At 70.8% G+C, this 23,625-nt stretch carries 19 protein-coding genes and 2 pseudogenes; 10 read left to right on the top strand and 11 right to left on the bottom strand.

The genetic code is table 11. From position 1 onward, the window contains the following. Positions 1-28 precede the first annotated feature (28 nt). The 6 genes from D474_RS0119665 to D474_RS0119640 all read right to left on the bottom strand — a co-directional run bounded on the left by D474_RS0119665 (position 29) and on the right by D474_RS0119640 (position 6,707). Positions 29-610 (bottom strand): YqgE/AlgH family protein, encoded by a 582-nt coding sequence (locus D474_RS0119665; protein ID WP_017615218.1) that lies wholly within the window; start codon positions 608-610, stop codon positions 29-31. A gap of 88 nt (positions 611-698) precedes the next feature. Then, entirely contained in the window at positions 699-2,099 is a 1,401-nt protein-coding gene (locus D474_RS0119660) for an NAD-dependent malic enzyme (protein ID WP_017615217.1), read from the bottom strand. 252 nt (positions 2,100-2,351) lie between these two features. After that, on the bottom strand, positions 2,352-3,071 hold the full coding sequence (locus D474_RS0119655; protein WP_017615216.1) for a cytidylate kinase-like family protein: 720 nt from the start codon (positions 3,069-3,071) through the stop codon (positions 2,352-2,354). A gap of 253 nt (positions 3,072-3,324) precedes the next feature. Continuing rightward, on the bottom strand, positions 3,325-4,278 hold the full coding sequence (locus tag D474_RS0119650) for a tetratricopeptide repeat protein (protein ID WP_017615215.1): 954 nt from the start codon (positions 4,276-4,278) through the stop codon (positions 3,325-3,327). 102 nt (positions 4,279-4,380) lie between these two features. After that, positions 4,381-6,111, bottom strand: coding sequence for an acyl-CoA mutase large subunit family protein (locus D474_RS0119645; RefSeq protein WP_017615214.1), 1,731 nt, complete (start codon positions 6,109-6,111; stop codon positions 4,381-4,383). Positions 6,112-6,185: 74 nt separating this feature from the next. Beyond that, a complete protein-coding gene (locus D474_RS0119640) occupies positions 6,186-6,707 on the bottom strand; it encodes a MarR family winged helix-turn-helix transcriptional regulator (RefSeq protein ID WP_017615213.1) in 522 nt (173 codons plus the stop codon). 348 nt (positions 6,708-7,055) lie between these two features. Between D474_RS0119640 and D474_RS0119635 the strand changes: the two genes are divergently transcribed. Beyond that, positions 7,056-8,738, top strand: coding sequence for a glycosyl hydrolase family 18 protein (locus D474_RS0119635; protein ID WP_026118636.1), 1,683 nt, complete (start codon positions 7,056-7,058; stop codon positions 8,736-8,738). Positions 8,739-8,861: 123 nt separating this feature from the next. On the opposite strand, the gene meaB is transcribed toward D474_RS0119635, so the two are convergent. Both meaB and D474_RS0119625 read right to left on the bottom strand, forming a co-directional pair. After that, positions 8,862-9,812 (bottom strand): methylmalonyl Co-A mutase-associated GTPase MeaB, encoded by a 951-nt coding sequence (gene meaB / locus D474_RS0119630; RefSeq protein ID WP_017615212.1) that lies wholly within the window; start codon positions 9,810-9,812, stop codon positions 8,862-8,864. Positions 9,813-9,960: 148 nt separating this feature from the next. Beyond that, the gene (locus tag D474_RS0119625) at positions 9,961-11,148 is read right to left on the bottom strand and encodes an acetyl-CoA C-acetyltransferase (RefSeq protein ID WP_017615211.1); all 1,188 of its coding nucleotides are present in this window, start codon (positions 11,146-11,148) and stop codon (positions 9,961-9,963) included. Positions 11,149-11,232: 84 nt separating this feature from the next. Here D474_RS0119625 and mce point away from each other — a divergent pair, with 84 nt between their 5' ends. Next, positions 11,233-11,691: a methylmalonyl-CoA epimerase gene (mce, locus tag D474_RS0119620; RefSeq protein ID WP_017615210.1), complete on the top strand. Its 459-nt coding sequence runs from the start codon at positions 11,233-11,235 to the stop codon at positions 11,689-11,691. A gap of 426 nt (positions 11,692-12,117) precedes the next feature. Beyond that, positions 12,118-13,432, top strand: a pseudogene (locus D474_RS29385) (DivIVA domain-containing protein). A 236-nt stretch (positions 13,433-13,668) separates the two neighbouring features. Here the strand turns inward: D474_RS29385 and D474_RS0119610 are convergent. From D474_RS0119610 to D474_RS0119600, 3 genes are all read right to left on the bottom strand, one after another. Then, entirely contained in the window at positions 13,669-14,415 is a 747-nt protein-coding gene (locus tag D474_RS0119610; RefSeq protein WP_017615209.1) for an alpha/beta hydrolase, read from the bottom strand. A gap of 418 nt (positions 14,416-14,833) precedes the next feature. Further along, a complete protein-coding gene (locus D474_RS0119605; RefSeq protein WP_017615208.1) occupies positions 14,834-15,154 on the bottom strand; it encodes a hypothetical protein in 321 nt (106 codons plus the stop codon). Between the two features lie 45 nt (positions 15,155-15,199). After that, positions 15,200-16,486 carry a 3-hydroxyacyl-CoA dehydrogenase gene (locus D474_RS0119600; RefSeq protein ID WP_017615207.1) on the bottom strand — a complete coding sequence of 429 codons (1,287 nt, stop codon included), beginning with the start codon at positions 16,484-16,486 and terminating at the stop codon, positions 15,200-15,202. Between the two features lie 188 nt (positions 16,487-16,674). Between D474_RS0119600 and nucS the strand changes: the two genes are divergently transcribed. From nucS to D474_RS0119565, 7 genes and pseudogenes are all read left to right on the top strand, one after another. Next, complete coding sequence (gene nucS / locus D474_RS0119595; RefSeq protein ID WP_017615206.1) at positions 16,675-17,352, top strand: endonuclease NucS; 678 nt, start codon at positions 16,675-16,677, stop codon at positions 17,350-17,352. Positions 17,353-17,532: 180 nt separating this feature from the next. After that, positions 17,533-17,904: pseudogene (locus tag D474_RS29380) on the top strand (ABC transporter permease); the annotation flags it as partial. A gap of 7 nt (positions 17,905-17,911) precedes the next feature. Beyond that, on the top strand, positions 17,912-19,315 hold the full coding sequence (locus tag D474_RS29375) for a sensor histidine kinase (protein ID WP_017615204.1): 1,404 nt from the start codon (positions 17,912-17,914) through the stop codon (positions 19,313-19,315). Then, positions 19,221-19,856 carry a response regulator gene (locus D474_RS0119580; protein ID WP_017615203.1) on the top strand — a complete coding sequence of 212 codons (636 nt, stop codon included), beginning with the start codon at positions 19,221-19,223 and terminating at the stop codon, positions 19,854-19,856. Before D474_RS29375 ends, D474_RS0119580 begins: the two co-directional genes overlap by 95 nt. Before the next feature lie 144 nt (positions 19,857-20,000). Next, entirely contained in the window at positions 20,001-20,660 is a 660-nt protein-coding gene (locus D474_RS0119575; RefSeq protein ID WP_017615202.1) for a DUF1707 SHOCT-like domain-containing protein, read from the top strand. A gap of 277 nt (positions 20,661-20,937) precedes the next feature. Then, positions 20,938-22,563 carry a M20/M25/M40 family metallo-hydrolase gene (locus tag D474_RS0119570; protein ID WP_040703988.1) on the top strand — a complete coding sequence of 542 codons (1,626 nt, stop codon included), beginning with the start codon at positions 20,938-20,940 and terminating at the stop codon, positions 22,561-22,563. A 371-nt stretch (positions 22,564-22,934) separates the two neighbouring features. After that, a complete protein-coding gene (locus tag D474_RS0119565; protein ID WP_017615200.1) occupies positions 22,935-23,534 on the top strand; it encodes a cob(I)yrinic acid a,c-diamide adenosyltransferase in 600 nt (199 codons plus the stop codon). Positions 23,535-23,625 lie beyond the last annotated feature (91 nt).

Below are 23,625 nucleotides of genomic sequence, written 5' to 3'. Positions count from 1 at the left end.
ATCGGCTCCCGCGCACCGCGGGCGGACCTCAGTTCATACCGGGGTCGTCGGGGTAGGTCGACAGGAGCGCGAGTTTGCCTCCCTGCCGACGCAGTACCCGCGGCCAGAGCCGTTCGGGCTCGGTCGTGAACACGTCCCCGGCCGAAGCCTCGAGCACGTACCAGGCACCCTCGCCGATCTCCTCGGACAGCTGGCCGGAGCCCCAGCCCGCGTATCCGGCGAAGACACGGAAGGACCCCAGGGCTCCGCCGAGTACCTCCGGCGGTCCGTCGAGATCGACCACACCGACCCCGTCCAGGCCCAGCTCGGGGTCGAGCCCTTCGAGAGGGGTCCAGCCCGGCGGTCCGCCGTCGGGACCGGCCATGCCCAGGGCGATGCCCGAACCCTCCCCCACGGGGCCTCCGGAGAACATGACCGCGGGTTCGCTGGCGTAGGGGCCCCAGGCGTCCACGACCTCGTGCACGGCCGTGGGGAGGGGGCGGTTGAGAATCACGCCGAGGGTCCCGTCGTTCGCGTCGTCCACGACGAACACGACGGAGCGGCGGAAGGGGTCCTCCTGCAGAAGGGGGGCGGCCACCAGTAGTCGCCCGGTCAGTGTCGACTGGTCCATGCTCCACCCCTACCCGCCGGCGGCGCTTCCCGCGTGTGTTCCTGCCCGGCCGCCCCGGACCCCGCACGGGGCGGCCAGTGGGCGGCGGTCAGCTCTCGGAGGAGCTGCGCTGGGCGGCCTCCCGCACGGCCGTGGCCACGTGTGTGGACAGGTCCGAGTGGAAGACGCTCGGGATGATGTAGTTCGGGCCGATCTCGTCCTCGGTGACCACGTCGGCCAGGGCCTCGGCCGCCGCGACCATCATGTCCGAGTCGACATTGTGGCTCTGGGCGTCGAGCAGGCCGCGGAAGAACCCGGGGAAGACCAGCACGTTGTTGATCTGGTTCGGGTGGTCGCTGCGGCCGGTGGCGACGACGGAGGCGTGCAGGTGCGCGATGTCCGGGTCGACCTCGGGGTCGGGGTTGGCCAGCGCGAAGATGATGGAGTCCTCGGCCATCTCGGCAACGTCCTCGCCGCCGAGCACGTTCGGTGCGGAGACGCCGATGAACACGTCGGCGCCGGAGACCGAGCCCTTGAGGTCACCCGTGTACCCGGTGGGGTTGGTGTTCTCGGCGATCCAGCGCAGGTTGTCGTCGAGGTCGTCGCGACCCCGGTGGATGGCTCCGTGCACATCACTGACGATGATGTTCTCGGCGCCGGCGTGCTTGAGCAGCTTGAGGATGGCGGTGCCTGCCGCGCCCGCGCCGGACATCGCGATGCGGACCTCGGACAGCTTCTTCTTGACCACGCGCAGGGCGTTGCGCAAGGCGGCCAGGACCACGATGGCGGTGCCGTGCTGGTCGTCGTGGAAGACGGGGATGTCCAGCAGCTCGCGCAGGCGGGCCTCGACCTCGAAGCAGCGCGGCGCGGAGATGTCCTCGAGGTTGATGCCGCCGAAGCCGGGTGCGATGAGCTGGACGGCGCGCACGATCTCGTCGACGTCCTGAGTGTCCAGGGCGACGGGCCAGGCGTCGATGTCGGAGAAGCGTTTGAAAAGAGCAGCCTTGCCCTCCATGACCGGCATGGCGGCCTCGGGGCCGATGTTGCCCAGGCCGAGCACGGCCGAGCCGTCGGTGACCACGGCGACGCTGTTGCGCTTGATGGTCAGGCGGCGTGCGTCGTCCTTGTTCGCGGCGATGGCCGAGGAGACACGGGCGACACCGGGGGTGTAGGCCATGGAGAGCTCGTCGCGGTTGCGCAGCGGCACCTTGGAGCTCATCTCGATCTTGCCGCCCAGGTGCATGAGGAAGGTGCGGTCGCTGACCTTGTGGACGGCGACCCCGTCCACGGCCCCGAGGGCGTCGACGATGGCCTGCGCGTGCTCGGTGTCGCGAGCGGCGCAGGTGACGTCGATGCGGATGCGCTCGTGCCCGGCCGCGGCCACGTCCAGCGCCGTGATCATCCCGCCCACCTGTTCGACGGCGTTGGTGAGGCTACCGACGGCGCTGCTGCCGGCGTCCACCTCGAGCCGGACGGTGATGGAATACGAAACGCTGGGAAGGGTGGCCACGTGTTGCTCCTTGGCTCTCACTTGGGTGTCGTGCGACCGCACACGGCCCGCCCTCGGGCAGGCGGGAATGCCGTGAAGGGCCTGGGGTCCGTTGCGCGGAGGCTCGGCCGGGGGGTGCTGCACACACCCGGGGGACCCTCGACGAGTCGCTTCACACTACCCGAGTCAAGCGACCTACGTCAGCACAAGGGGACAATTACCGCCAGGGTAAAAAATCGCATAACTTCCCAGCCCTGATCGGGCCAGGCCCCGTCACGGGGGCCCGGTTCCAGCCTCCGAGCGGTCCAGCGCGGCCCGCACGACGAGGTCCACACAGGCCTCCAACGACAGCACCGTGGTGTCGAGCACCACGTGGTACAGGCCTGGGTCGGAGGAGTCCGCCCGGTAGAAGCGTCGCACGTAGGCCGCGCGGGCCCGGTCGTTGTCGTCGAGGAGCTTGCCGGTCGGCCCGTGTTCACCCCACCCTTGGTCGCCGGCCTCCTGGCGGTCCCCGTACTCCCACAAGCGGCGGACCCGGTCGAGACGGGCGTCGCGGTCACCGTCCAGGCGTACGTGCAGGGCCGTGGGGTGGTCGGCGAGCACGCACGCGCCCGCGCGCCCGAGCACCACACCGCCCTCGCGGCCGACCTCCTGGACGACCTGTTCGGTGCGTTCGACGAATTCGTGGTCGTAGAGGAGGCGACCGGTGTCGTCAGTGGCTCCCATGAAGGCGGTGTCGACGCTGCCGAGCGTCACCGTGGGCAGCCGGGTCGCGCTGGCGAGCAACCGCTCAAACCCGCCGGGTGCACGGTCGTCGCGCCGGCGGACCTCCTCGAGGTCACACCCGATCCGTTCGGCGACGGCCGAAGGGACGGCGCGGTCGAGGAAGTCGACGCCGAACCGCGCGGCGACGGCCGGCCCCACGACACTGCCTCCGGCGCCGAAGGTGGCGGAGACGGTGACGACCGGGCTGCGGGGAGGATCGCTGGCCATGGCACACCTGCCGGGGTCTCGCCTGAGGGCTCGGGGCCCTTCTGTGGCCGGTTCTTACCCGGAGCCCGGGCGTCCATATCGGGGCGGTGCTCGGGGTGCGCGTGCGGAAGAAGCCGATCTTTTTCCGTTGTGTGCCACGGTGAGTGAAAAATGGCAGAAGATCCTCAGTGGGACTTTTCTCCCAGGGCCTCACACGGGATCCGACACGAACGGGCCGGCCCGGGACGATTCCCGAGCCGGCCCGCGCCGGCCCTCAGAACAGGGCGGCGGTCAGCTTGCGTCGTGCGGTGTTGACCCGGGGGTCACCCGGAGGCAGTACGTCGAAGAGGGCGAGCAAGCGGGCCCGGACCCTCTCCCGCTCGTCGCCGGAGGTGCGCTTGACCGTCGCGATCAGGCGCTCGAAGGCGTCCTCGGCCTGCCCACGGTAGATGTCCATGTCGGCGACGACGAGCTGGGCGTCGACGTCGTCGGGGCGCTCCTGGGCCGCGGTCATCGCGGACTCGGGGTCCACGTCCTGCAGGCGCCCCACCAGACCCACCTGGGCGAGGCGGCTCTTGGACTCGGTGTCGGAGGGGTCGGCCTCCACGGCCTTGCTGTAGACCTCCTCGGCCGCGGCGAAGTCACCGCGGTCCAGCGCCTCCTGGGCCTGGTTGTCGACTGGGCGGCCCTGCGGCTCGGGCTCACCCTCCTCGGCGTCCGCGGCGGGCTCGCCCTCGGCCTCGACGGTGCCCGAGTGGCCCTCGGGCAGCATCCCCTGCTGGGCGAGCGCGGCGAAGACCTGGCCGAGCCCCTCCCGGAGCTGCTCCTCGGTGGCCGGGCCCTGGGCCAGCGGCATGACCTGGCCCTGGATCGCGACCAGGATCGCCGGCGCGGACTGCACCTGCAGAGCCTGAGTGACACGGGGGCTGGCCTCGCTGTCGACCTTGGCCAGGTACCAGTTACCGCCCGAGCGCAGCGAGAGGTTGTCCAGGGCGGCCTCGACCTGCGAGGACTGTTCGGACCAGCCCGCCAGCACGGCCAGGACGACCGGCAGGTTCACCGACCGTTCCAGCACCTCGGTCTGGAAGTTGGACTCGTCGATGTTGACGGCGTACGGGTTGGTTCGACCCGTTGACTCCGCCGCGCGCTGCTTGGCCTCACGCTCCATGGCCGCCTTGCGCGCACCGAGGTCAACGGCACTGTTCGGGGAAAAGTCCGAAGGCTGCATGCTTCCATCCTGCCGTATACACACAGCGGCGGTGGACGTCGGGAAGCGTGGCGCCCACCGCGTTCGGGGCGCGGCCGACAGGGTGCTCGGCCGCGCCCGGGGTCAGAAGCGGGGATCCTCGGTGTGGGTCCCGAAGACCTCGCCCATGGCCGCGCAGATCTCTCCGAGGGAGGCCTCGGCGCGTGCCGCCTCCATGATGAGCGGAATGAGGTTGCCGTCGGGCTTGCGAGCGCCTTCCAGCAGGTCGGCGAGGGCACGGTCGACGGCCGCCGCGTCCCGGCGTTCCCGGCGTTCGGAGAGGTCCTGCTTCTGCTCGCGCTCGACCTCGTGGCTGATGCGCAGGATGTCGAGCTCGCCGGAGACCGTGCTGGTGTGGCAGTTGACGCCGACGATGCGCTTGTCGCCCTTCTCCAGGGCCTGCTGGTACTGGAAGGCCGACTCGGCGATCTCGGAGGTGAAGTACCCGTTGTCGATGCCGGCGAGGATTCCCGAGGTCATGGGACCGATGGCGTGCTCGGCGCCGCGTCCGCCGCCCATGTGCATGATCTGGGCGAAGATGCGCTCGGCGTCGGCCTCGAGCTCGTCCGTGAGGGACTCCAGGTACCAGGACCCGCCGAGCGGGTCGGCGACGTTGGCGACGCCGGTCTCCTCCATGAGCACCTGCTGGGTGCGCAGGGCGATCTCCGCGGATTGCTCGGTGGGCAGCGCGAGGGTCTCGTCGAGCGCGTTCGTGTGCAGGGAGTTGGTGCCGCCCAGGATCGCGGCCAGTGCCTCCACGGCGGTGCGCACGACGTTGTTGTAGGGCTGCTGGGCGGTCAGGGAGACCCCGGCGGTCTGGGTGTGGAAGCGCAGCCACAGGGACTTCTCGCTGGTGGCGCCGTACTCCTCACTCATCCAGCGGGCCCAGATGCGGCGGGCCGCACGGAACTTGGCGATCTCCTCGAAGAAGTCGATGTGGGAGTCGAAGAAGAACGACAGCCCAGGCGCGAACCGATCGATGTCCAACCCGCGCGAGAGGCCGAGCTCGACGTAGCCGAACCCGTCGGCGAGGGTGTAGGCGAGCTCCTGGGCGGCCGTGGCCCCGGCCTCGCGGATGTGGTAGCCGGACACCGAGAGCGGTTTGTAGGCCGGGATGTGCTCGGCGCAGTACTCCATGAGGTCGCCGATGAGGCGCAGCTGCGGTTCCGGCGGGTACAGCCACTCCTTCTGTGCGATGTACTCCTTGAAAATGTCGGTCTGCAACGTGCCGTTGAGCGTGGTGATGTCGACACCCTGACGCTCGGCGGCCCCGAGGTACATGCAGAAGGCCGGGACCGCGGGGCCGCTGATGGTCATCGACGTCGTGGTGTCACCGAGCGGGATCCGGTCGAAGAGCAGGTCCATGTCGGCGACCGAGTCGACGGCGACGCCGCAGTGGCCGACCTCGCCCAGCGCGTGGGCGGAGTCGGAGTCGTAGCCCATGAGGGTGGGCATGTCGAAGGCGACCGAGAGTCCCCCGCCGCCGTTGGCGAGGATCATCCTGTAGCGCTCGTTGGTCTGCCGGGCGTTGCCGAACCCGGCGAACTGGCGGATGGTCCAGCTGCGCCCGCGGTATCCGGTGGGGTACAGGCCGCGGGTGTAGGGGTACTCACCCGGCCATCCGATGCGTTCGAAACCGGGGACCTCGGCGCCGGGTCGCGGGCCGTAGACCGGTTCCAGGGGGCGTCCCGACAGCGAGGTGAAGTCGGCGTCGCGCTTGCGTGCAGCGTCGTATCGGCGCTGCCAGCGATCGCGGCCGGCCTCGATGTCGTCCGCCCCGCCGCCCTGACTGGGGCCGTTCGTGGTGTTCGCCATACCAAAATAGTAGGACGTCCAAATAATTCTGTACAGGGACGGACGGGTCGGCCCCCGCACCCTGCCTCCGGAGGTCAGCCGCGCTCGGAGGCCTCCACGCCGGGTTCGGGGAAGTCACCGAAGTCGACCCGCAGGCGGGTGAGCACGCGGTGCATCTCCCACAGCTGGTCGTCGGAGTAGCACCCCAGGCCGAAGTCCATGCCCAGCAGCGCCTGCGTGGCCTCCTCAGTGACCTCGCGCCCGGCGTCGGTGATCTCGGCGAGCACGCCCCGACCGTCACTGGGGTTGGGCAGGCGGAACACCAGACCCTGGTTCTCGAGCCGGTCGATCGTGTTGGTGACGCTGGTCGGGTGCACCATGAGGCGCTCGCCGATCTTGCCCAGGGGCAGAGAGCCGGAGTTGCTGAAGGTCAGCAGCACCAAGGCCTCGTACCGGGCGAAGGTCAGACCGAAGGGTTTGAGCGCCCCGTCCAGCTCTCCGATGAGGATCTGCTGCGCGCGCATGACCGAGGTGACCGCGGCCATCGCGGGGGAGGCGCCCCACCTCTGCGTCCAGTTCTCGTGTGCCCGCTCGATCGGGTCGAACGGGAGATTCAACGGGTTTCCCACGCGATCACTGTATTCAGCGCGGGGAGACGCCCCGGCCACGGAGGGCGATATCACCGGCCTCCCGCCGGGGCAAGAGGTGCGGCGTGGCCACAAGGGGACATCTGCCAGGGGCGTGACCCGTTGACGGCCACTGAAATTATTAGTTAAGTTTCCTAAAAATTTGTCTCCCACGTCAGAGGCCCGCGACCGTGACCCTCTGCCCCGGTCCGCTCCGAGCGCCACCAGCACGGCGTTCCCCACCGGCCCATCCGTCCCGTCCCACGCGCCCCGGAACGCCCCTCGGGCCCCGGCGCCCCAGGGTCCACTCCCCCTTCCCCGACCAGGAGATCCCCCGACGTGAGCGCACGACGCCCCCCGGCCACCCTCGCCGCCGCGGCCGCCGCCCTGCTGGTGGCACCGCTCGCCCTCACCACGACAACCGCCTCGCCGTCCTCTGCCCAGGAGACCGCCACCGACCACGAGCTCACGGTCACCCATACCGAGTCGGCCCGCTGGGACACCGGCTACAGCGCCGAGATCACGGTGCACAACGGCTCCGACTCCCCGGTCCACGACTGGGAGATCGAGTTCACCCTCCCCGACGGCAGCAGCGTCCACGAGCTCTGGAACGCCACTGTCACCGACCACGACGGCTCCTACACCGTCACCCCTCCGCACTGGGGCGCCGCCGTACCGGCCGGAGGCAGCTACACCTTCGGCCTCAACGGGCTCCACCAGGGCGGCGCCACCGACCCGGTCGGCTGCACCGTCGACGGCGCCCCCTGCGACGGGTCCGAGGAACCCGGGACCGGACCCGGACACGACCGCCTCGCCGTCGCCTATTTCGCCGGCTGGGGCCCCGAGGAGCGCGACCACCACCTGCGCGACGTCGTGGAGTCCGGCAACGCCGACCGCCTCACCCACATCAACTACGCGTTCGGCAACGTCTCCGAGGACGGCCGCTGCTTCATGACCGAGGACCCCGACGAGGGCGACGCGGCCGCCGACTACACGCGGACCGTGGCCGCCGAGGACAGCGTCGACGGGGTGGCCGACGACGCCGGTCAGGAGCTGCGCGGCAACTTCAACCAGCTCGCCAAGCTCAGGGAGACCCACCCGCACCTGCAGGTGTCGATCTCCCTCGGCGGATGGAACTGGTCGAAGAACTTCTCCGACGCCGTGCTCACCCCGGAATCGCGCGAGGAGCTCGTGAGCTCCTGCATCGACCTCTACCTGCGTGGCGACCTGCCCGAGCTCGACGGCGCGGGCGGCGAGGGCGCGGCCGCAGGTGTCTTCGACGGTATCGACCTCGACTGGGAGTGGCCCGGTTCGCCCGGCCACCCCGACAACATCATCCGCGAGGAGGACAAGGAGAACTTCACCGCGCTCGTGCAGGAGTTCCGGTCCCAGCTCGACGAGCTCGGCGCCGAGACCGGCGAATATCACGCACTGACCGCCTACCTTCCCGCGACCGGCGAGAAGCTCGACCTGGGCTTCGAGCTCGACGAGATCATGCCCGCGTTCGACTTCGCCACGGTGCAGGGCTACGACTACCACGGCTCCTGGGAGGAGACCACGAACCTCCACTCCAACCTGGTCGTGCACCCCGACGACCCCGGTCCCCATCTGTCCTCGGAGGACGTGCTGGCCGCCTACACCGAACGCGGCGTCGACCCGGAGCAGCTCGTCATGGGGGTTCCCTTCTACAGCCAGGGGTGGACCGGCGTGGCACCCGGGCCCGACGGTGACGGCCTCTTCCAGGAGGCGGACGGTCCCGCGGAGGGCCTGTACGAGGACGGCACGGAGAACTGGCGCGACCTCGCCGGGCGGGAGGGCTTCGACCTGTACAGGGACGACGAGCTCGGTGTGGCCTGGCTCTACGACGGCGACACGTTCTGGACCTACGACGACGGGACCGCCCTGGAGCAGAAGACCTCCTGGGCGGTCGGGAACGGGATGGCCGGCGTGACGGCCTGGTCCCTGGACGGTGACGACGACGAGGGCACCCTGCTCGGTGCCGTCGACGGCGCACTCCACTGACCGGTGCCGGTGCTCCGATCCGGGGAGCACCGTCGCCGCGGCCGGTGCGGGCCCTGCCGGAGCCCGTACCGGCCACTCCCGTGTTCGGCACGGCCGGGGAGGAACGGCTCGGGGCCGTGGCGGTCAGGGCTCGGTGAGCTCGGCGGCCAGGGTCTCCGCGGCCGTGTAGGGATCGGTGCGGGCCTCGGCGACCTCGGCGGCCAGGTGGTCCAGGCCCTTGCCGGACTCGGGACCGGCCATCCGCGAGCGCAACAGATCCAACGCGATCGCCTGGACCTCCTCGCGAGCGCGGGCGCGGCGGCGTTCGGCCAGCTCGCCGGAGGCCGCCAAGTGTGCGTAGTGCTCCCGAACGCGTTCCCACAGCTCTCCGATGCCCTCGTCCCTGTCGGCGACGGTCATCTCGATGGGGGGTTTCCACTCGTGGTCGTCGCGATCCTTCATCGCCACCATCTGCCTCAGTTCGCGCAGGGTGACGCGGGCGCCGTCCCGGTCGGCCTTGTTGACCGCGAGCACGTCGGCGATCTCCAGGACGCCCGCCTTCGACGCCTGGACCGCATCGCCCATGCCCGGGGCGCTGAGCACCACGGTGGTGTCGGCCTGCCCGGCGATGGCGACCTCGGCCTGCCCCACACCGACGGTCTCCACGAGGATCACGTCGAAGCCGGCCGCGTCGAGCACGCGCAGGGCGTGCGGGGCCGCCCAGGACAGCCCGCCCAGGTGCCCGCGGTTGGCCATAGAACGGATGTAGACACCCGTGTCGGTTGCGTGGTCCTGCATCCGCACCCGGTCGCCCAGCAGGGCACCGCCGGTGAACGGGGAGGAGGGGTCCACTGCCAGCACCGCGACCGTCAGCCCCTTTCCGCGTACCGCGCGCACCACCGCGCTCGTGGTGGTCGACTTGCCCACTCCCGGGGACCCGGTGAACCCGACCACCTGGGCGTGCCCGGTGTGCGGGGCCAGACCCGCCATGATCTCGCGCAACTGCGGCGCACCGTTCTCCACCAGGGTGATCGCGCGGGCGAGCGCCCTGCGGTCACCGGCGCGGACCCGGTCGACCAACTGGGGGGTGTTCATGGGGACTCCTCGACGTCGGCGGGCGGGCACGGGACGGGGTCTCCGTCCGGCCGCGGTTGGGTGCGTGGGCCCGGTGGTGCCACGCGGTGCGCGGGCGCCGCCGGATGGGCGGCGCCCGCGCAAGGGGGACGTGGACGGGTCCGGGGAGCTACTCGCCCGGAACCGTGAACAGCAGGGCGTCGCCCTGGCCGCCGCCACCGCACAGGGCCGCAGCGCCCTCGCCGCCGCCGCGGCGGCGCAGCTCGTGCACCAGGTGCAGGGCGATCCGGGCGCCGGAGGCACCGATGGGGTGTCCGATCGCGATGGCGCCGCCGTTGACGTTGACGATCTCGTCGGAGATGCCGAGCTCCTCGGTCGACCTGAGCCCGACCGCGGCGAAGGCCTCGTTGATCTCGACCAGGTCGAGGTCGGCGACGTCCCTGCCCGCCTTGCCCAGCGCGTGCTTGATCGCGTTGGAGGGCTGGGAGTGCAGGGAGTTGTCGGGGCCGGCGACGTTGCCGTGCGCGCCGATCTCCGCCAGAACGGGGGATCCCAGCTCTTCTGCCTTGGCGCGGCTCATCACGACCACGGCGGCGGCGCCGTCGGAGATCTGTGAGGAGGACCCTGCGGTGATGGTGCCCTCGCGGTCGAAGGCGGGGCGCAGCTTGGCCAGGCCCTCGGCGGTGGTGTCGGCGCGTACGCCCTCGTCGCGGTCGAAGACCACCGGATCGGCCTTGCGCTGGGGGATCTCCACGGGCACGATCTCGTCGTCGAAGAAGCCCTTGTCCTGAGCGGCGGCCGCCCGCTGGTGGGAACGGGCCGCGAAGGCGTCCTGCTCGGGGCGGCCGATGCCGAGCTTGCCGTTGTGGCGCTCGGTGGAGGCGCCCATGGAGTCGCCCTCGAAGGCATCGGTGAGGCCGTCGTGCTCGGTGGCGTCCAGGACCTCGATCGCCCCGTACTTGTAGCCCTTGCGGGACTTGGGCAGCAGGTGGGGGGCGTTGGTCATCGACTCCATGCCGCCCGCGACGACGACGTCGAACTCGCCCGCGCTGATGAGCTGATCGGCGAGCGCAATCGCGTCCAGTCCCGACAGGCACACCTTGTTGACCGTCACCGAGGGCACGTCCATGGGGATGCCGGCCTTCACGGCGGCCTGGCGGGAGGGGATCTGACCGGCGCCCGCCTGGAGCACCTGTCCCATGACCACGTATCCGACCTGTTCACCGCCGACCCCGGCGCGCTCCAGGGCGGCCTTGATCGCGAAGCCGCCCAGGTCGGCGGCGGAGAACCCGGCGAGGGAGCCGAGGAGTCGGCCGGTGGGGGTCCGGGCCCCACCGACGATGACGGAACCGGGCATGGTTTCTGGCCTCCAAGTGATGGGTGTCGCACCTGGTCTGCAACCATACCCAGACCCCCTACCGCCACCATCGGGAGGTTCATCTTGAGCACCGCATCCACGCCCGGCGTCCCCTTCAGCGGCCTGACCCGCCTCGATCACGTCGGTATCGCCTGCCGCGACCTCGATGCGTCCATCGACCTGTACCGGCGCACCTACGGGTTCGAGGTCGAGCACGAGGAGGTGAACGAGGAACAGGGTGTCCGGGAGGCCATGCTCCGGATCAACGGCACGGACGACGGCGGTGCAACATATCTGCAACTTCTCGAGCCGACGCGTGAGGACTCCCCCGTCGCCAAGTTCCTCGAGCGGAACGGTGAAGGGGTGCACCACATCGCGTTCGGGACCGCGGACGTCTCCGGGTCCGCCCAGGAGGTCGGCGGGGCCGGCGTGCGCGTGTTGGACGCCGAACCGCGGCGTGGGACCGCCGGATCCAGCATCGTGTTCCTGCACCCCAAGGACTGCGGGGGCGTGCTGACCGAACTGGTACAGAGCGCCCACTGACGGGCTTGCGCGACACGCCCGCATCACGGGGGCGTTCCGGACTCATCACAGGTTCGGTGGCGAAGGTGTGGCTGACCTCAGACCTCACCGGAAGTTGCCCGAAAGCCTCTTCTCACGGGCCCCGCCCTTGATAAAGTCCCCGAAGGTGTGTTCGGCGGTCGCCGTCCGTCGCGAGCGGCGCAGCAGGCCGACTGTCCGCCGAGCACATGTCAGAAAGCTGGATTCGACCGCCGGTGCCGGTCCGCGCCCCGAGGGCCGGATCGGACAGGTCCAACCGGGTCAAGCCGCAGCACGTGCCCGGCGTATTCACGTTGACCGGCCCCGTGGGGCCGGCCTGTCCAGCGGGGAGAGCAGCCCAGCAGCCCTCCGACCCCGTCCCCGGCCGTTCACAAGTAGCCGTCTCGCACCCGTTCAGGATTCCGCCACATGCCCTCAAACAACATCGACGCCCAGCTCAACAACATTTTCGACGAGGACAACGCCCCGCCAGAATTCGACGTGGTGTTGCGTGGCTTCGACCGCAACCAGGTGACGGACTACCTGGAGAGCCTGCGTGCCGAGGTGAAGCAGGCCAACGAGAAGGCCGAGAAGTACAAGGGCGACCTCACCGCGAAGAACCGGCAGCTCGCCGAGCGCGAGCGTCCGTCCTACTCGGGTCTGGGTTCGCGCATCGAGGAGCTCCTGCGCCTTGCCGAGGAGCAGGCCAACGAGCTCGTGCAGAGCGCTCAGATCGACGCCAACGACATCCGTTCGGCTGCCAAGATCGAGGCCGCCGAGATGCGCGCGGCCGCCGAGTCCGAGGCGACCGAGACCCGTGCCGTCGCACAGCGCGAGTCCGACGAGATGCGTCAGACGGCCGAGTCCGAGGCGGAGGAGATCAGCCCCACCGCCCGCCGCGAGGCCGACGAGCTGACCTCCACGACCGAGCGCGAGGTCCAGAAGAAGCGTTCGGCCGTCGACCACGAGATCGCCGAGAAGCGCGCCACCTTCGAGGGTGAGATCGCCAAGCTGCGCACGACCACCGAGCGCGAGTGCGCCCAGGCCCGTGCCGCCGCCAAGCGTGAGCGCGACGAGACGATCCAGGCCGCCAAGAGCCAGGCCGAGGAGCTGCGCAAGAACGCCGAGCGTGCGTTCGCGGAGTCCGAGGCACGACGGACCGAGGCCGAGGACCAGTTCGAGCTGCAGCTCACCGACCGCCGTGCCGAGGCCGAGCGCCAGGACGCCGAGCGCCTGGCCGCCGCGCAGGCCGCGACCCAGAAGATGGTCAACGAGGCCGAGGAGCGGGCCGCCAGCGCCGAGCAGCGCGCCACCAAGGCCAGCTCGCAGGCCGAGCAGACCCGCCGCGACGCCGAGAACAACGCCAAGCAGCTCGTCGGGAGCGCGAAGAAGAACGCCTCCCAGATCGAGGCGGAGGCCAAGTCCAAGGCCGAGCACATGGTCAGCGACGCCAAGGCCGAGGCCAACCGCATCCACACGGCCGCCAAGAAGGAGGTCGACGAGCTCAACCGCCAGCGCGACAGCATCCAGTCGNCTGCTCGGTGGCGGTGGCGGCGCCCCGGCCGGCGGTGCGCCCGCCGTGCAGGCCGCGCCGGAGCAGGCCGCGATCCCCGAGTCCGGCGAGCAGGAGTCGGCACCGGCCCAGGCCGAGCCCGCTCCCGCCGCCAAGGAGGAGCCCCGCCAGCCGGCCGCCGCAGGCAAGGGCAGCGAGGCCGACGAGGACGAGGACTGGTGGCAGGAGTAGGAGGCGGGACGCCGGACCCCGGCATCTGTCTCAGCGCCTGAACCCGGCGGCCCCGGGGGACGCATCACGCGGACCCCGGGGCCGTTCCATGTGCGGGTGTGTGCCCCGGTCCCGTCACGGAACCGGGGACACGGCGGTACACGGAGCGCACGAGTCCTTCGAGCCTTCCCCGGCGGCGGGTGGAAGGCGGCGGGACTCGCGCGAAACTCTGCGGCCTGCGGGCCGGCTGGGGACGGTCAGCGCAGGGTCTGGACGTCCCGCTCGTACGGGCCGTCCCACTCGGTGGGCAGCGGGTGGGCGTGGGGGTTGACGCGCTCGACGATCTCGTCGAGCACGCGGCGCACGTACGGCTCCCCGACCCACAGGTGCTTGGCGCCGTCGACGCCGATGATCTCGGCCTGCGTCAGCGGCTCGAAGCGGCGCGCGGCCTCCTCGGGCTGCAGGAAGTCGTCGTGCTCGGGCACGAGCGCGACGACGGGCTTGCCGGAGTCGGCCCACACCTTCATGTCGCCCTCGTCGGCGCGGTGCAGCGGCGGCGACAGCAGCATCGCGCCCTCGATCTGCGGGTCACAGCCCCACTTGAGGGCGAGCTCGGTGCCGAACGACCACCCGACGAGCCACGGCGAGGGCAGCCCCTCGAACTCGGTGAACTCGATCGCGGCCATCACGTCGTGCTTCTCGGTCTCACCCTCCCCGAACTCGCCCTCGCTCGTGCCGTGGCGCGAACTCGTCCCGCGGGTGTTGAACCGCAGCACAGCGACGTCGGCCAGAGCGGGCAGTCGAAAGGAGGCCTTGCGCAGCACGTGGCTGTCCATCATTCCCTCGGCGGTGGGCAGCGGGTGCAGCGTCAGGAGGGTCGCGACCGGAGTCCGGCCGTCCGGCGGGAGCGCGAGCTCACCGATGAGCTCGAGGCCGTCGGCGGTGTGCAGGGTGATCTCGCGGCGCTCGGCGGGCAGCACCGTTGTGGCTCTGATCGGTGTCATGGGGCGCAGACCCCCGGCTTCAGCCGTGGGGCCGGCAGCTTTCCGCTCTGGCACATGAGGCAGCTCCTAGATCTGTACGGTCGGGTGTGGCAGTCACCTTGCGCTCGCACGCGGCACCGGGTTCCGATGTGACGTCCCGCCACCTCCAGCTCCAGAAGACGGGGGCGGCGAACCGGGCAGTCCTGGGCAAAGGTCGGAACCGGCTCGACACGACGCTGCGCCACACAGCCCGCAGGACCGGGGTCGGCGTCGTGCCGGTCGACCCGGTCCGCACCTGGCAGACGTGCTACCCGTCCCAGGTGGCCCACCCGCGCAAGAGCCGAGCCGAGCTCGTGTGCACCGTCTGCGGCCGCACCGGCCACGCCGCCGAGAACGTCCGTCCATGGTTCCTCGGTGTCCTCGTCGGGACGGCTCGGGTTCAGTACCGGGGAGAACGGCGCGCACGACGGTCCCAGCAGGAGGAGTGCCAGTGGCGGCGGTCGCCCCCGTCCCCGTAGGGGCGCCAGGCCACGATGTGGGCCATGCCCACCGGGATCATCTGGGCGCACCCGGGACAGCGGTAGGGCTTGGTGGCGGAGGCACCGGGGATCCGGCGCGTCACCCACTCCCCGTCGGGTCCATTCTCACGTCGTTGGCCACCGGTGACACGCAGCATGAGGGCGTCCTCGTCGGGGACGCCGGAGGCGTTCTTCTTGCCCCGGGAGGACTTGCGTCGGGGGGAGTTTCGGCGCGGACTCACCACTCAAGGGTAGAAGAGATCGGCCAGTGGCCGCCAACACACCCCTCAGTCCTGTGGACGGCGACGGTTCCCACCACCGGACCGCCCCGCGCACGACGGTGGCCACCGCCCACGCCGGACGACGGCCACCGGNNNNCCGCCTTGGCCGTGGCCCCCGTCCTCGGCGTCGGGCAGGCGGTCCACCAGCAGCGGTGCGGGTGCGGCGATGGTGGTGAGGCTGTACTCGCTCATCGCCATGAGGGTCGCGACCACGGGGGTCGCGCCGCGGTCGGCCAGCAGCTCCGTCGGGCCCTTGGGGTAACCGCAGCCGAAACGCATGGCGGTGTCGATGTCCTCGGCGGTGGCGTACCCGTCGCCGATCATGCGCATCGCGTCATCGATCTGCGGGGCCACGAGCATCTCGCCCAGGTCGAGCAGGTCCTCCTCCCGCACCATCTGGGCGAACCGGCCCTCGGGCTGCGCCTCGGGGGCCTCGTCCTTGCCGGCGTAGAAGCCCTGGCCGGACTTGCGCCCGTAGTGCCCGGCGGCGACCATCCGGCGCAGCAGCGGGGAGGCGACGTAACGCTGGTCGCGGTACTCGTCCCAGAGCACGTCCATGACGGCCAGGCACACGTCCAGACCCACCATGTCGGCGAGGGTCAGCGGCCCCATCGGCAGACCGGCGGCCTTCTGGACGCCGGAGTCGATCTCCTCCCGCGAGGCGATCCTGCGCTCGTACAGCTTGACGGCGTCGTTGATGTAGGGAACCAGGAGCGCGTTGGCCACGAAGCCCGCGCGGTCGCCCACGGTGATCGGGGTCTTGCCGATGCGCTTGGCGACCTCGGTGACCACGTCGACGGTCTCGTCGCTGGTGGAGACCGTCGTGATGACCTCCGCCAGCTTCATGACGGGGGCGGGGTTGAAGAAGTGGAGCCCCACGACCTTGTCGGCACGCCCGGTGAGCGCGGCGATCTCGGTGACCGACAGCGAGGAGGTATTGGTGGCCAAGATCGTGCCGGGAGGGCAGATCCGGTCCAGGTCACCGAAGACGTCCCGCTTGATCGCGATGCTCTCGGGGACCGCTTCCACGACGAAGTCCGCGTCCGAGAGGTCCTCACGCGAGGAGGTGAACGTCAGGCGCCCGTCGATCTCAGCGCGTTCCTCCTCGCTGATCTTGCCCTTGCTCACCGCCTTCGAGAGGGACTTGTCGAGGTGGCCCTTGCCGCGCTCGAGGGCGGCCCGGTCGATCTCCACACCGACGACGTTGAATCCTGCGCGGGCGAACACTTCGGCGATGCCCGCGCCCATCGTGCCGAGTCCGACGACTCCGACCTTGTCAAATTCCTGCACCATGGCCCCAGCTTAGAGGGCACCCAGTGCCACCGTGTGCACGGGAGTGCCTGATTCGCCTGGAACGCGGCCTCGTTCCCCCTGCCGTCCCCGCACCGGCCCCGTCGCGCCCCCCGAGTGGGCGAGCCCGCCCCCGGAGCGGTCCCGGAACCGCCCTCGAGCGCCCCGCAGAGGCGGTAACGTGGCTTCCCGTGCGTCTCGTGATCGCGCGGTGCAGTGTCGACTACGTCGGCCGTCTCACCGCCCACCTGCCGATGGCTCCCCGGCTGATCCTCATCAAGGCCGACGGGAGCGTGTCCGTCCATGCCGATGACCGGGCCTTCAAGCCTCTGAACTGGATGAACCCGCCGTGCAAGGTCCGTGAGGAGACCGTCGCCGACGGCCCCGACGTCTGGACCGTCACGCACAGCAAGTCGGGTGAGAAGCTCGTGCTCACGATGGAGGAGATCATGCACGACTCCTCCCACGAGCTGGGCAAGGACCCCGGCCTGCAGAAGGACGGGGTGGAGGCCCACCTCCAGGAGCTGCTTGCCGAGCACATCACCACACTCGGCGAGGGGTACACGCTCGTCCGCCGCGAGTACCCGACGGCGATCGGGCCGGTCGACATCCTGTGCCGTGACGCCGACAACGCCACGGTCGCGGTCGAGCTCAAGCGCCGCGGCGACATCGACGGCGTGGAGCAGCTGACCCGGTACCTGGAGCTGCTCAACCGCGACTCCACCCTCGCCCCGGTGACCGGTGTCTTCGCCGCCCAGGAGATCAAGCCGCAGGCCCGCGTACTCGCCGAGGACCGCGGGATCCGCTGCGTGGTGCTCGACTACGAGGAGCTGCGCGGCATCGAACCCGACGTCATGCGCCTCTTCTGACCCGGAGGTCCCGGGCCGCGCGGCCCGGGACCCTTGTTCGGGTGGCTCCGACCCGCTCGCGCTCCCCCGCCCCTTCCCGCCACACGGCCGCGCCGGGGTCCACCGACCGGAGGACCCACGACGCCCGGACGGCCGATACCCCCGCCGCCCCGCGGGAGGGTCGGAACATGGACGAAACCCGTGGGATGGGTCTTCGTGCTCGGGACCGTCGCCTGCGCGCTCCTGGGGATGGCGGCCAGTTCCCTGGCGCGTACGGCCCAGGCGGCGTCCGCGGTGATCATCGTGCCCTTCCTGCTGCTGCAGTTCACCTCCGGCGTCTTCGTGCCGGAGCACGCCCTGCCGGAGTGGATCTTCAACGGCGCCGCGCTGTTCCCGCTGCTGTGGATGGCCCAGGGGCTCCGTGCCGGCTTCTTCCCCGACGAGATGGCCGCGGTCGAGGTGTCCGGCTCGTGGGACCTCCCCCTGATCGCCCTGGCCCTGGGCATCTGGTGTGTGGTGGGCTTGGCCGTCACACTGGCCACGTTCCGGTGGAAGACACGGAAGGACGGCTGAGTCGGCGATGCGGGAGAGCGGCGAGCGCCACGCCTGGGAGGTCGGCCGCGGGTGGGACTTCTACTACACGGGTGTGATCACGGCCCTGCTCGGCTTCAACGCGCTGACGATCGAGCCCGGCCCGCGGCTGTGGATCGCCACGGCGCTGGGGACCGCGCTCCTGCCCCTGTACTGGTTCGCGGCCCGCCGCCTCAACCGCGAGGACGAGTACGGCACGCTGAGGAGCCTGCCGTTCGTACTGCTGGTCGCGGCGATCTGCTCGGCCGTCATCGTGCTCAGCGACAACCTGGGGTTCGCGGTCCTGGCACTCTCCCCGTTGTGCTTCATGACCGGCGGCTCGGCCTACGGGGCCCTGGCTCTGGCGATCATGCTCATCACGCCCGGTCTGACGGAGGGGCTCATCGCCGGGGCGGCGGAGATGCCGCAGCTCCTGCCCGGGATCCTGGCCAACCTGATGGTCGCGGGCTTCGCTCACTGGCTCGCACGGTGGTACGAGGAGGTCGTCGAGCAGAGCTGGGAACGTGCCGAGCTCATCGAGCAGCTCCAGGAGAGCCGGGCGGAGGCGACCCGGCTCTCGGAGCAGGCCGGGGCGATGGCCGAACGCGAGCACCTGGCACGGGAGATGCACGACACGCTCGCGCAGGGGTTCACCAGCATCATCACCCTCACCCAAGCGGTGGAGTCGGAGATGGGTCCGGACCCCGCCGCGGCCCGGCGCCACCTGGCCCTCATGCGTGAGACCGCGACCGACAACCTCGCCGAGACACGGGCGATGGTGGCCGCGCGCGGGCCGGTCCCGTTGGAGGAGGACGATCTGGAGGCGGCCGTGGCGCGTCTGGCCGACCGGTCGGGTGCCGAGCTCGGCATCACCGTCGGAACGGAGGTCGTGGGCGACGGGCACACGTTGCCCGGGGATGCCCAGGTGTGCCTGTTGCGCACCGCCCAGGAGGCTCTGGCCAACCTGCGCAAGCACTCCGGGGCCCGGTCGGCGCAGGTGCGGTTGGCCCACACGGACGTCGGGGTGTCGCTGACGGTCTCCGACGACGGCAACGGTTTCGACCCGGGCAGCGGCAGCAACGGGAACGGACTGGCGAACATGCGCCGGCGTGCACTCGACCTGGGCGGGGTGCTCGACGTGGAGTCCGCGCCCGGGCAGGGCACGACCGTGCGCTTGTCCCTGGCGGCAGAGGAGCCCGAGGAGGCCGAGGACCCGGCCTCCGGCGCANNNGGGGCCCCGCCGCGAGCGCGCCCCGGCACGGAACGGAAGAGACGATGGACGGCATACGATCCCTCACCCCGCGGCCCGGGGAGACCCCATGATCAAGGTTCTGCTGGTGGACGACCACCCCGTGGTGCGCGAAGGCATCCGGGGCATGCTGGAGGCCGAGCCCGACCTCGCCATCGCCGGTGAGGCCGCCTCCGGCCCCGAGGCGGTGGCCCGGGTGGCCGAACTCGGCCCCGACGTGGTGCTCATGGACCTGCGCATGCCCGGCGGGGACGGCGCCGAGGCGACCGCACGCCTGCGAGCGGAGGCCCCGGGTGTGCACGTGCTGGTGCTGACCACCTACGACACCGACCGCGACATCCTGCGCGCGGTCGAGGCAGGGGCGACGGGGTACCTGCTCAAGGACACCCCGCGTGCGGAGCTGGCCGAGTCGGTGCGCAGCGCGGCCCGTGGCGAGACGGTGCTCAGCGGGCGCCTGGCAGGCAAGGTGCTCACCGGGATGCGGCGCGACCAGGAACCCGAGAACCCCGTCCTGACACCCCGGGAGACGGAGGTCCTGCGTCTGGCCGCCGATGGTCGCACCAACGCGGCGATCGGCAGGTACCTGCACATCAGCGCCACCACGGTCAAGACCCACTTGATGCGTGTGTACGAGAAGCTCGGGGTGAGCGACCGGACGGCGGCGGTCTCGCAGGCGATCCGGCGGGGGCTGCTGCCGGAGGGCTGAGGAGCGCCGGGCCGACCGCAGGCGCCGGTCGTCCCCGCGGGTGCCGGGTCACCCCCGGCGCGGGACGCGATGGCGCAGGTCTCAGGGTGAGGTCAGGGACCGCCCCCGATGCGGCAGGCTGCCCGGAGTGGACAGAATCGGCATATGGTGGAAGACGTGAGCCAGACAGATCCCCCCGGACCCGAACGGATGCGGGCCTCGGACGCCGACCGCGACGCCGTGGCGAACCGCCTGCGCGACGCCCTCGCCGAGGGCCGCCTGGACCTCGACGAGCACAACGAGCGGCTGGAGTCGACCTACCGTGCCAAGACGGTGGGCGAACTGGTTCCGCTCACCGAGGACCTCCCGGACTCGCCCTCCGAGTCGGCTCTCGCACAGCCCTCCCCGGGGACGTTGCGCCCCTCCCGCGGTTCCCAGCGGGTGGTCGGCGGCAAGGCCACGAGCTCGGCGGCGATCGCGGTCATGGGCGGGGCCAACCGCGCCGGCGACTGGACCCTGCCCGGGACCTACGTGGCCACGGCGGTCATGGGCGGCGTCGAGCTGGACCTGCGCAACGCCAAGTTCACCCAGCACGAGACGACGATCTGGTGCAACGTCCTCATGGGCGGGATCGGCATCGTCGTTCCCTACGACGTCGAGGTGCGGGTGCACGGGATCCCGATCATGGGCGGGATCGGCCTGGACGGCGATGCCCCGGTGCGCAACGACCCGGACGTGCCGATCGTGCACATCCGCGGGATCGTGGTCATGGGCGGGGTCGGCGCCGAGTACCGGTCGTGGAAGGACGACGACGAGGACGAGTGACGCCGGGCAGCCGTTGACCGGTCCCCCGCTTCCGCCTCACGCGCCCATCCTGCGTCCGGAACGCCTTGTGTGCCCCGGTTCCGGAGCCCGATGGGCCGGCCATCCAACCACAAAGCCGTCCGAAAGGTAAGGGTCCTGGCTGGTTGTGGCAACACGGGCCCGGCCCACTTGCCGAACACGTGTACCCGGTGACAGGCTTCCTCCTCCGACCGCGCCCATGGTGTCCGTCCCCCAACACCGTCACACCCGTGCGGGGCGGGCGCCCCATCCCAGGAGGATGAGAGTGCAAGAACCCGCACCGGAGCCCGCGACCACGACCGGCCCCCGGGGCCTGTCCCGCGCCGCCACAGCGGTGGTCGGCGCCCTGGTCCTGACCTCGAGCACGCTGGCCCTGGGGTCACCCGCCCACGCGGCGGAATCCCCGGAGCAGTCCACCCCCACCGACGCCTCCGCCGTGATCCCGCCGGAGGCGTTCTCGGCGCCGCATCCGGGCAGCACGGCCGAGTTGCCGGAGGAGGCCGCGCTCCCCGACCTGGTCACCGCCGAGGCGATCGAGTGGCACATGGAGAACCTGTCCACGATCGCCGAGTACAACGGCGGAAACCGGGCCACGAACACACCCGGCTACGACGTGTCCGCCCAGTACGTGGAGGACCAGCTCGAACGCGCGGGGTACGAGACCTGGCGCGACGAGTACGACTACGAACTCTGGCGTGAGCAGTCCGATCCCGTCCTGAACACGACCTCCCCCGACGAGACGGAGCTGGTCGAGGACGAGGACTTCAACACGATGTCGTACTCGGGGTCGGGCGAGGTCTCGGCCCCCGCGGTGGCGGTGAACGCCGACGACCCGGCCGGCGGTTGCGCGGCCGAGGACTTCGCAGACTTCCCCGAAGGCGCCGTCGCGATCATGCCGCGCGGCGAGTGCGAGTTCGGCCAGAAGGTCGGCAACGCGGCAGAGGCGGGGGCCTCCGCCGCCCTGGTTGTCAACGACGAGGACGAGTCCTTCCTGGGCGCCGTCGAAGAAGAAGCGGACATCCCGGCGCTGGGCGTGTCCGGCCTGGCCGGGTCCGACCTGTTGGAGACCGGCGACGGGCTTGAGCTCGAGGTCGCCGTCGACGCCGAGGTCTCGGAGGAAAGCTCCTACAGCGTGCTCGCCGAGACCTCGGGCGGGGCAGACGACAACGTGGTGATGGTCGGCGGGCACCTGGACAGCGTCGAGGAGGGCCCGGGCATCAACGACAACGCGAGCGGCACCGGTTTCGTGCTGGAGACCGCGATCCAGATGGCGCAGCAGGAGCAGCCGGAGAACAAGGTGCGCTTCGCCTTCTGGGGCACCGAGGAGGAGGGCCTGATCGGGTCCAACGAGTACGTGGCCGGTCTGAGCGAGGAGGAGCTCGACGCGGTCGCGCTCTATCTCAACTTCGACATGGTCGGCTCGCACAACTACGCCCGGTTCGTGCTCGACGGGCGTATGGAGCTGGAGGACTCCCAGGACGCGCCGCCCGGCTCCGGTGCGATCGCCGAGGTCCTCGAGGAGGGCTTCGACGCGCAGGACCAGATCCACGAACCCGGAGTGCTGAGCGGGCGCAGCGACTACTTCGCGTTCATGGAGGAGGGTGTACCCTCCGGCGGCCTGTTCAGCGGCGGTGACGGCACCAAGACGGAGGAGCAGGCCCAGTGGTACGGCGGGACGGCCGGTGAACCGTTCGACCCCTACTACCACACGGCCGACGACACCCTGGAGAACGTCAACTGGGACTCGGTCGCGGAGCTGTCCGCAGCGGGCGCGTACGGCGTGGAGGAGCTGGCCGAGAGCACACTCCCGGTCAACGGGGTGACCCCGATGGCCGATCGCGAGCCGGTGGAGCTGCCGCGCAAGGGCGAGGCCTGGCTGCGGTGACCCCCGGTCGGGGCCCTGACGCGGTCAGGCCCTGACCATCGGCCCGGGGCCGGGTCCTTGCCGGGGCCCGGCCCCGTCGTACACCCCGTACACAGAAGTGGCGGGCGGCGTGAACCCCCCGGTTTCACGCCGCCCGCCGTGCGGTGTCTCCCCCTCGCGCCGTGCGGCCCGTGTGGCCCCCCTCTTTCTCAACCACACGGGACTTGCGCGATCACCGCCGGGAGCTACTCTGAGTAGCTTCCATGCTCCCCAATGTATCAGTGACCTGTGTCACCTTCACCCTCTGATATCGAACAGTTATCCTCTGTCTCCGGAACCGTCCGATACGGCCGGAACCCGGGCGCTCCCCGACGGAGTCCTAGGGTTGGAGCATGACGAAGAAGGACACGGACCAGCCCGTCGTGCTGTCGAAGATCTACACCCGCACCGGTGACGACGGCACCACGGCCCTCGGCGACATGAGCCGGACCGACAAGAACGACACCCGCCTGGTGGGGTACGCCGACACCGAGGAGGCAAACGCCGCTATCGGCCTGGCACTGGCGCTCGGCGAGATCCCCGACGACGTGCGGACCCTGCTCACGCGTGTGCAGAACGAGCTGTTCGACCTGGGTGCGGACCTGTCCACGCCGGTGGTCGACGACCCCGAGTTCCCGCCGCTCCGGGTACTGCAGGAGTACGTCACCGGCCTGGAGGAGGCCTGCGACCTCTACAACGCAGAGCTCCCCAAACTCCGCAGCTTCATCCTGCCCGGCGGTTCCCCCACGGTCGCGCTCTTCCACTCGGCCCGCACGGTCGTGCGCCGCGCGGAGCGGTCGGTGTGGGCGGCGATCGCCGAGCACGGCGACAGCGTCAACCCCCTGACCGCGAGCTACCTCAACCGGCTCTCCGACCTGCTGTTCATCCTCGGCCGCCACGTCGCCGGCGACGGGGACGAGGTCCTGTGGAAGCCCGGTGGCGAGCGCGGCTGAGCCCGCCCCGGACCACACCCGGCGGCGGCCCGGAGGCACCCGCGCCGCCGCTACGAGGTCCACGACCTCGCGGAGATGCCGGTCCTGGGCG

Origin of the sequence: Nocardiopsis salina YIM 90010 (assembly GCF_000341025.1) — a bacterium.
Taxonomy (GTDB): domain Bacteria; phylum Actinomycetota; class Actinomycetes; order Streptosporangiales; family Streptosporangiaceae; genus Nocardiopsis; species Nocardiopsis salina.
The sequence above is the reverse complement of the archived record's forward strand: the minus strand, read 5'-3'. Positions and strand labels throughout refer to the sequence as shown.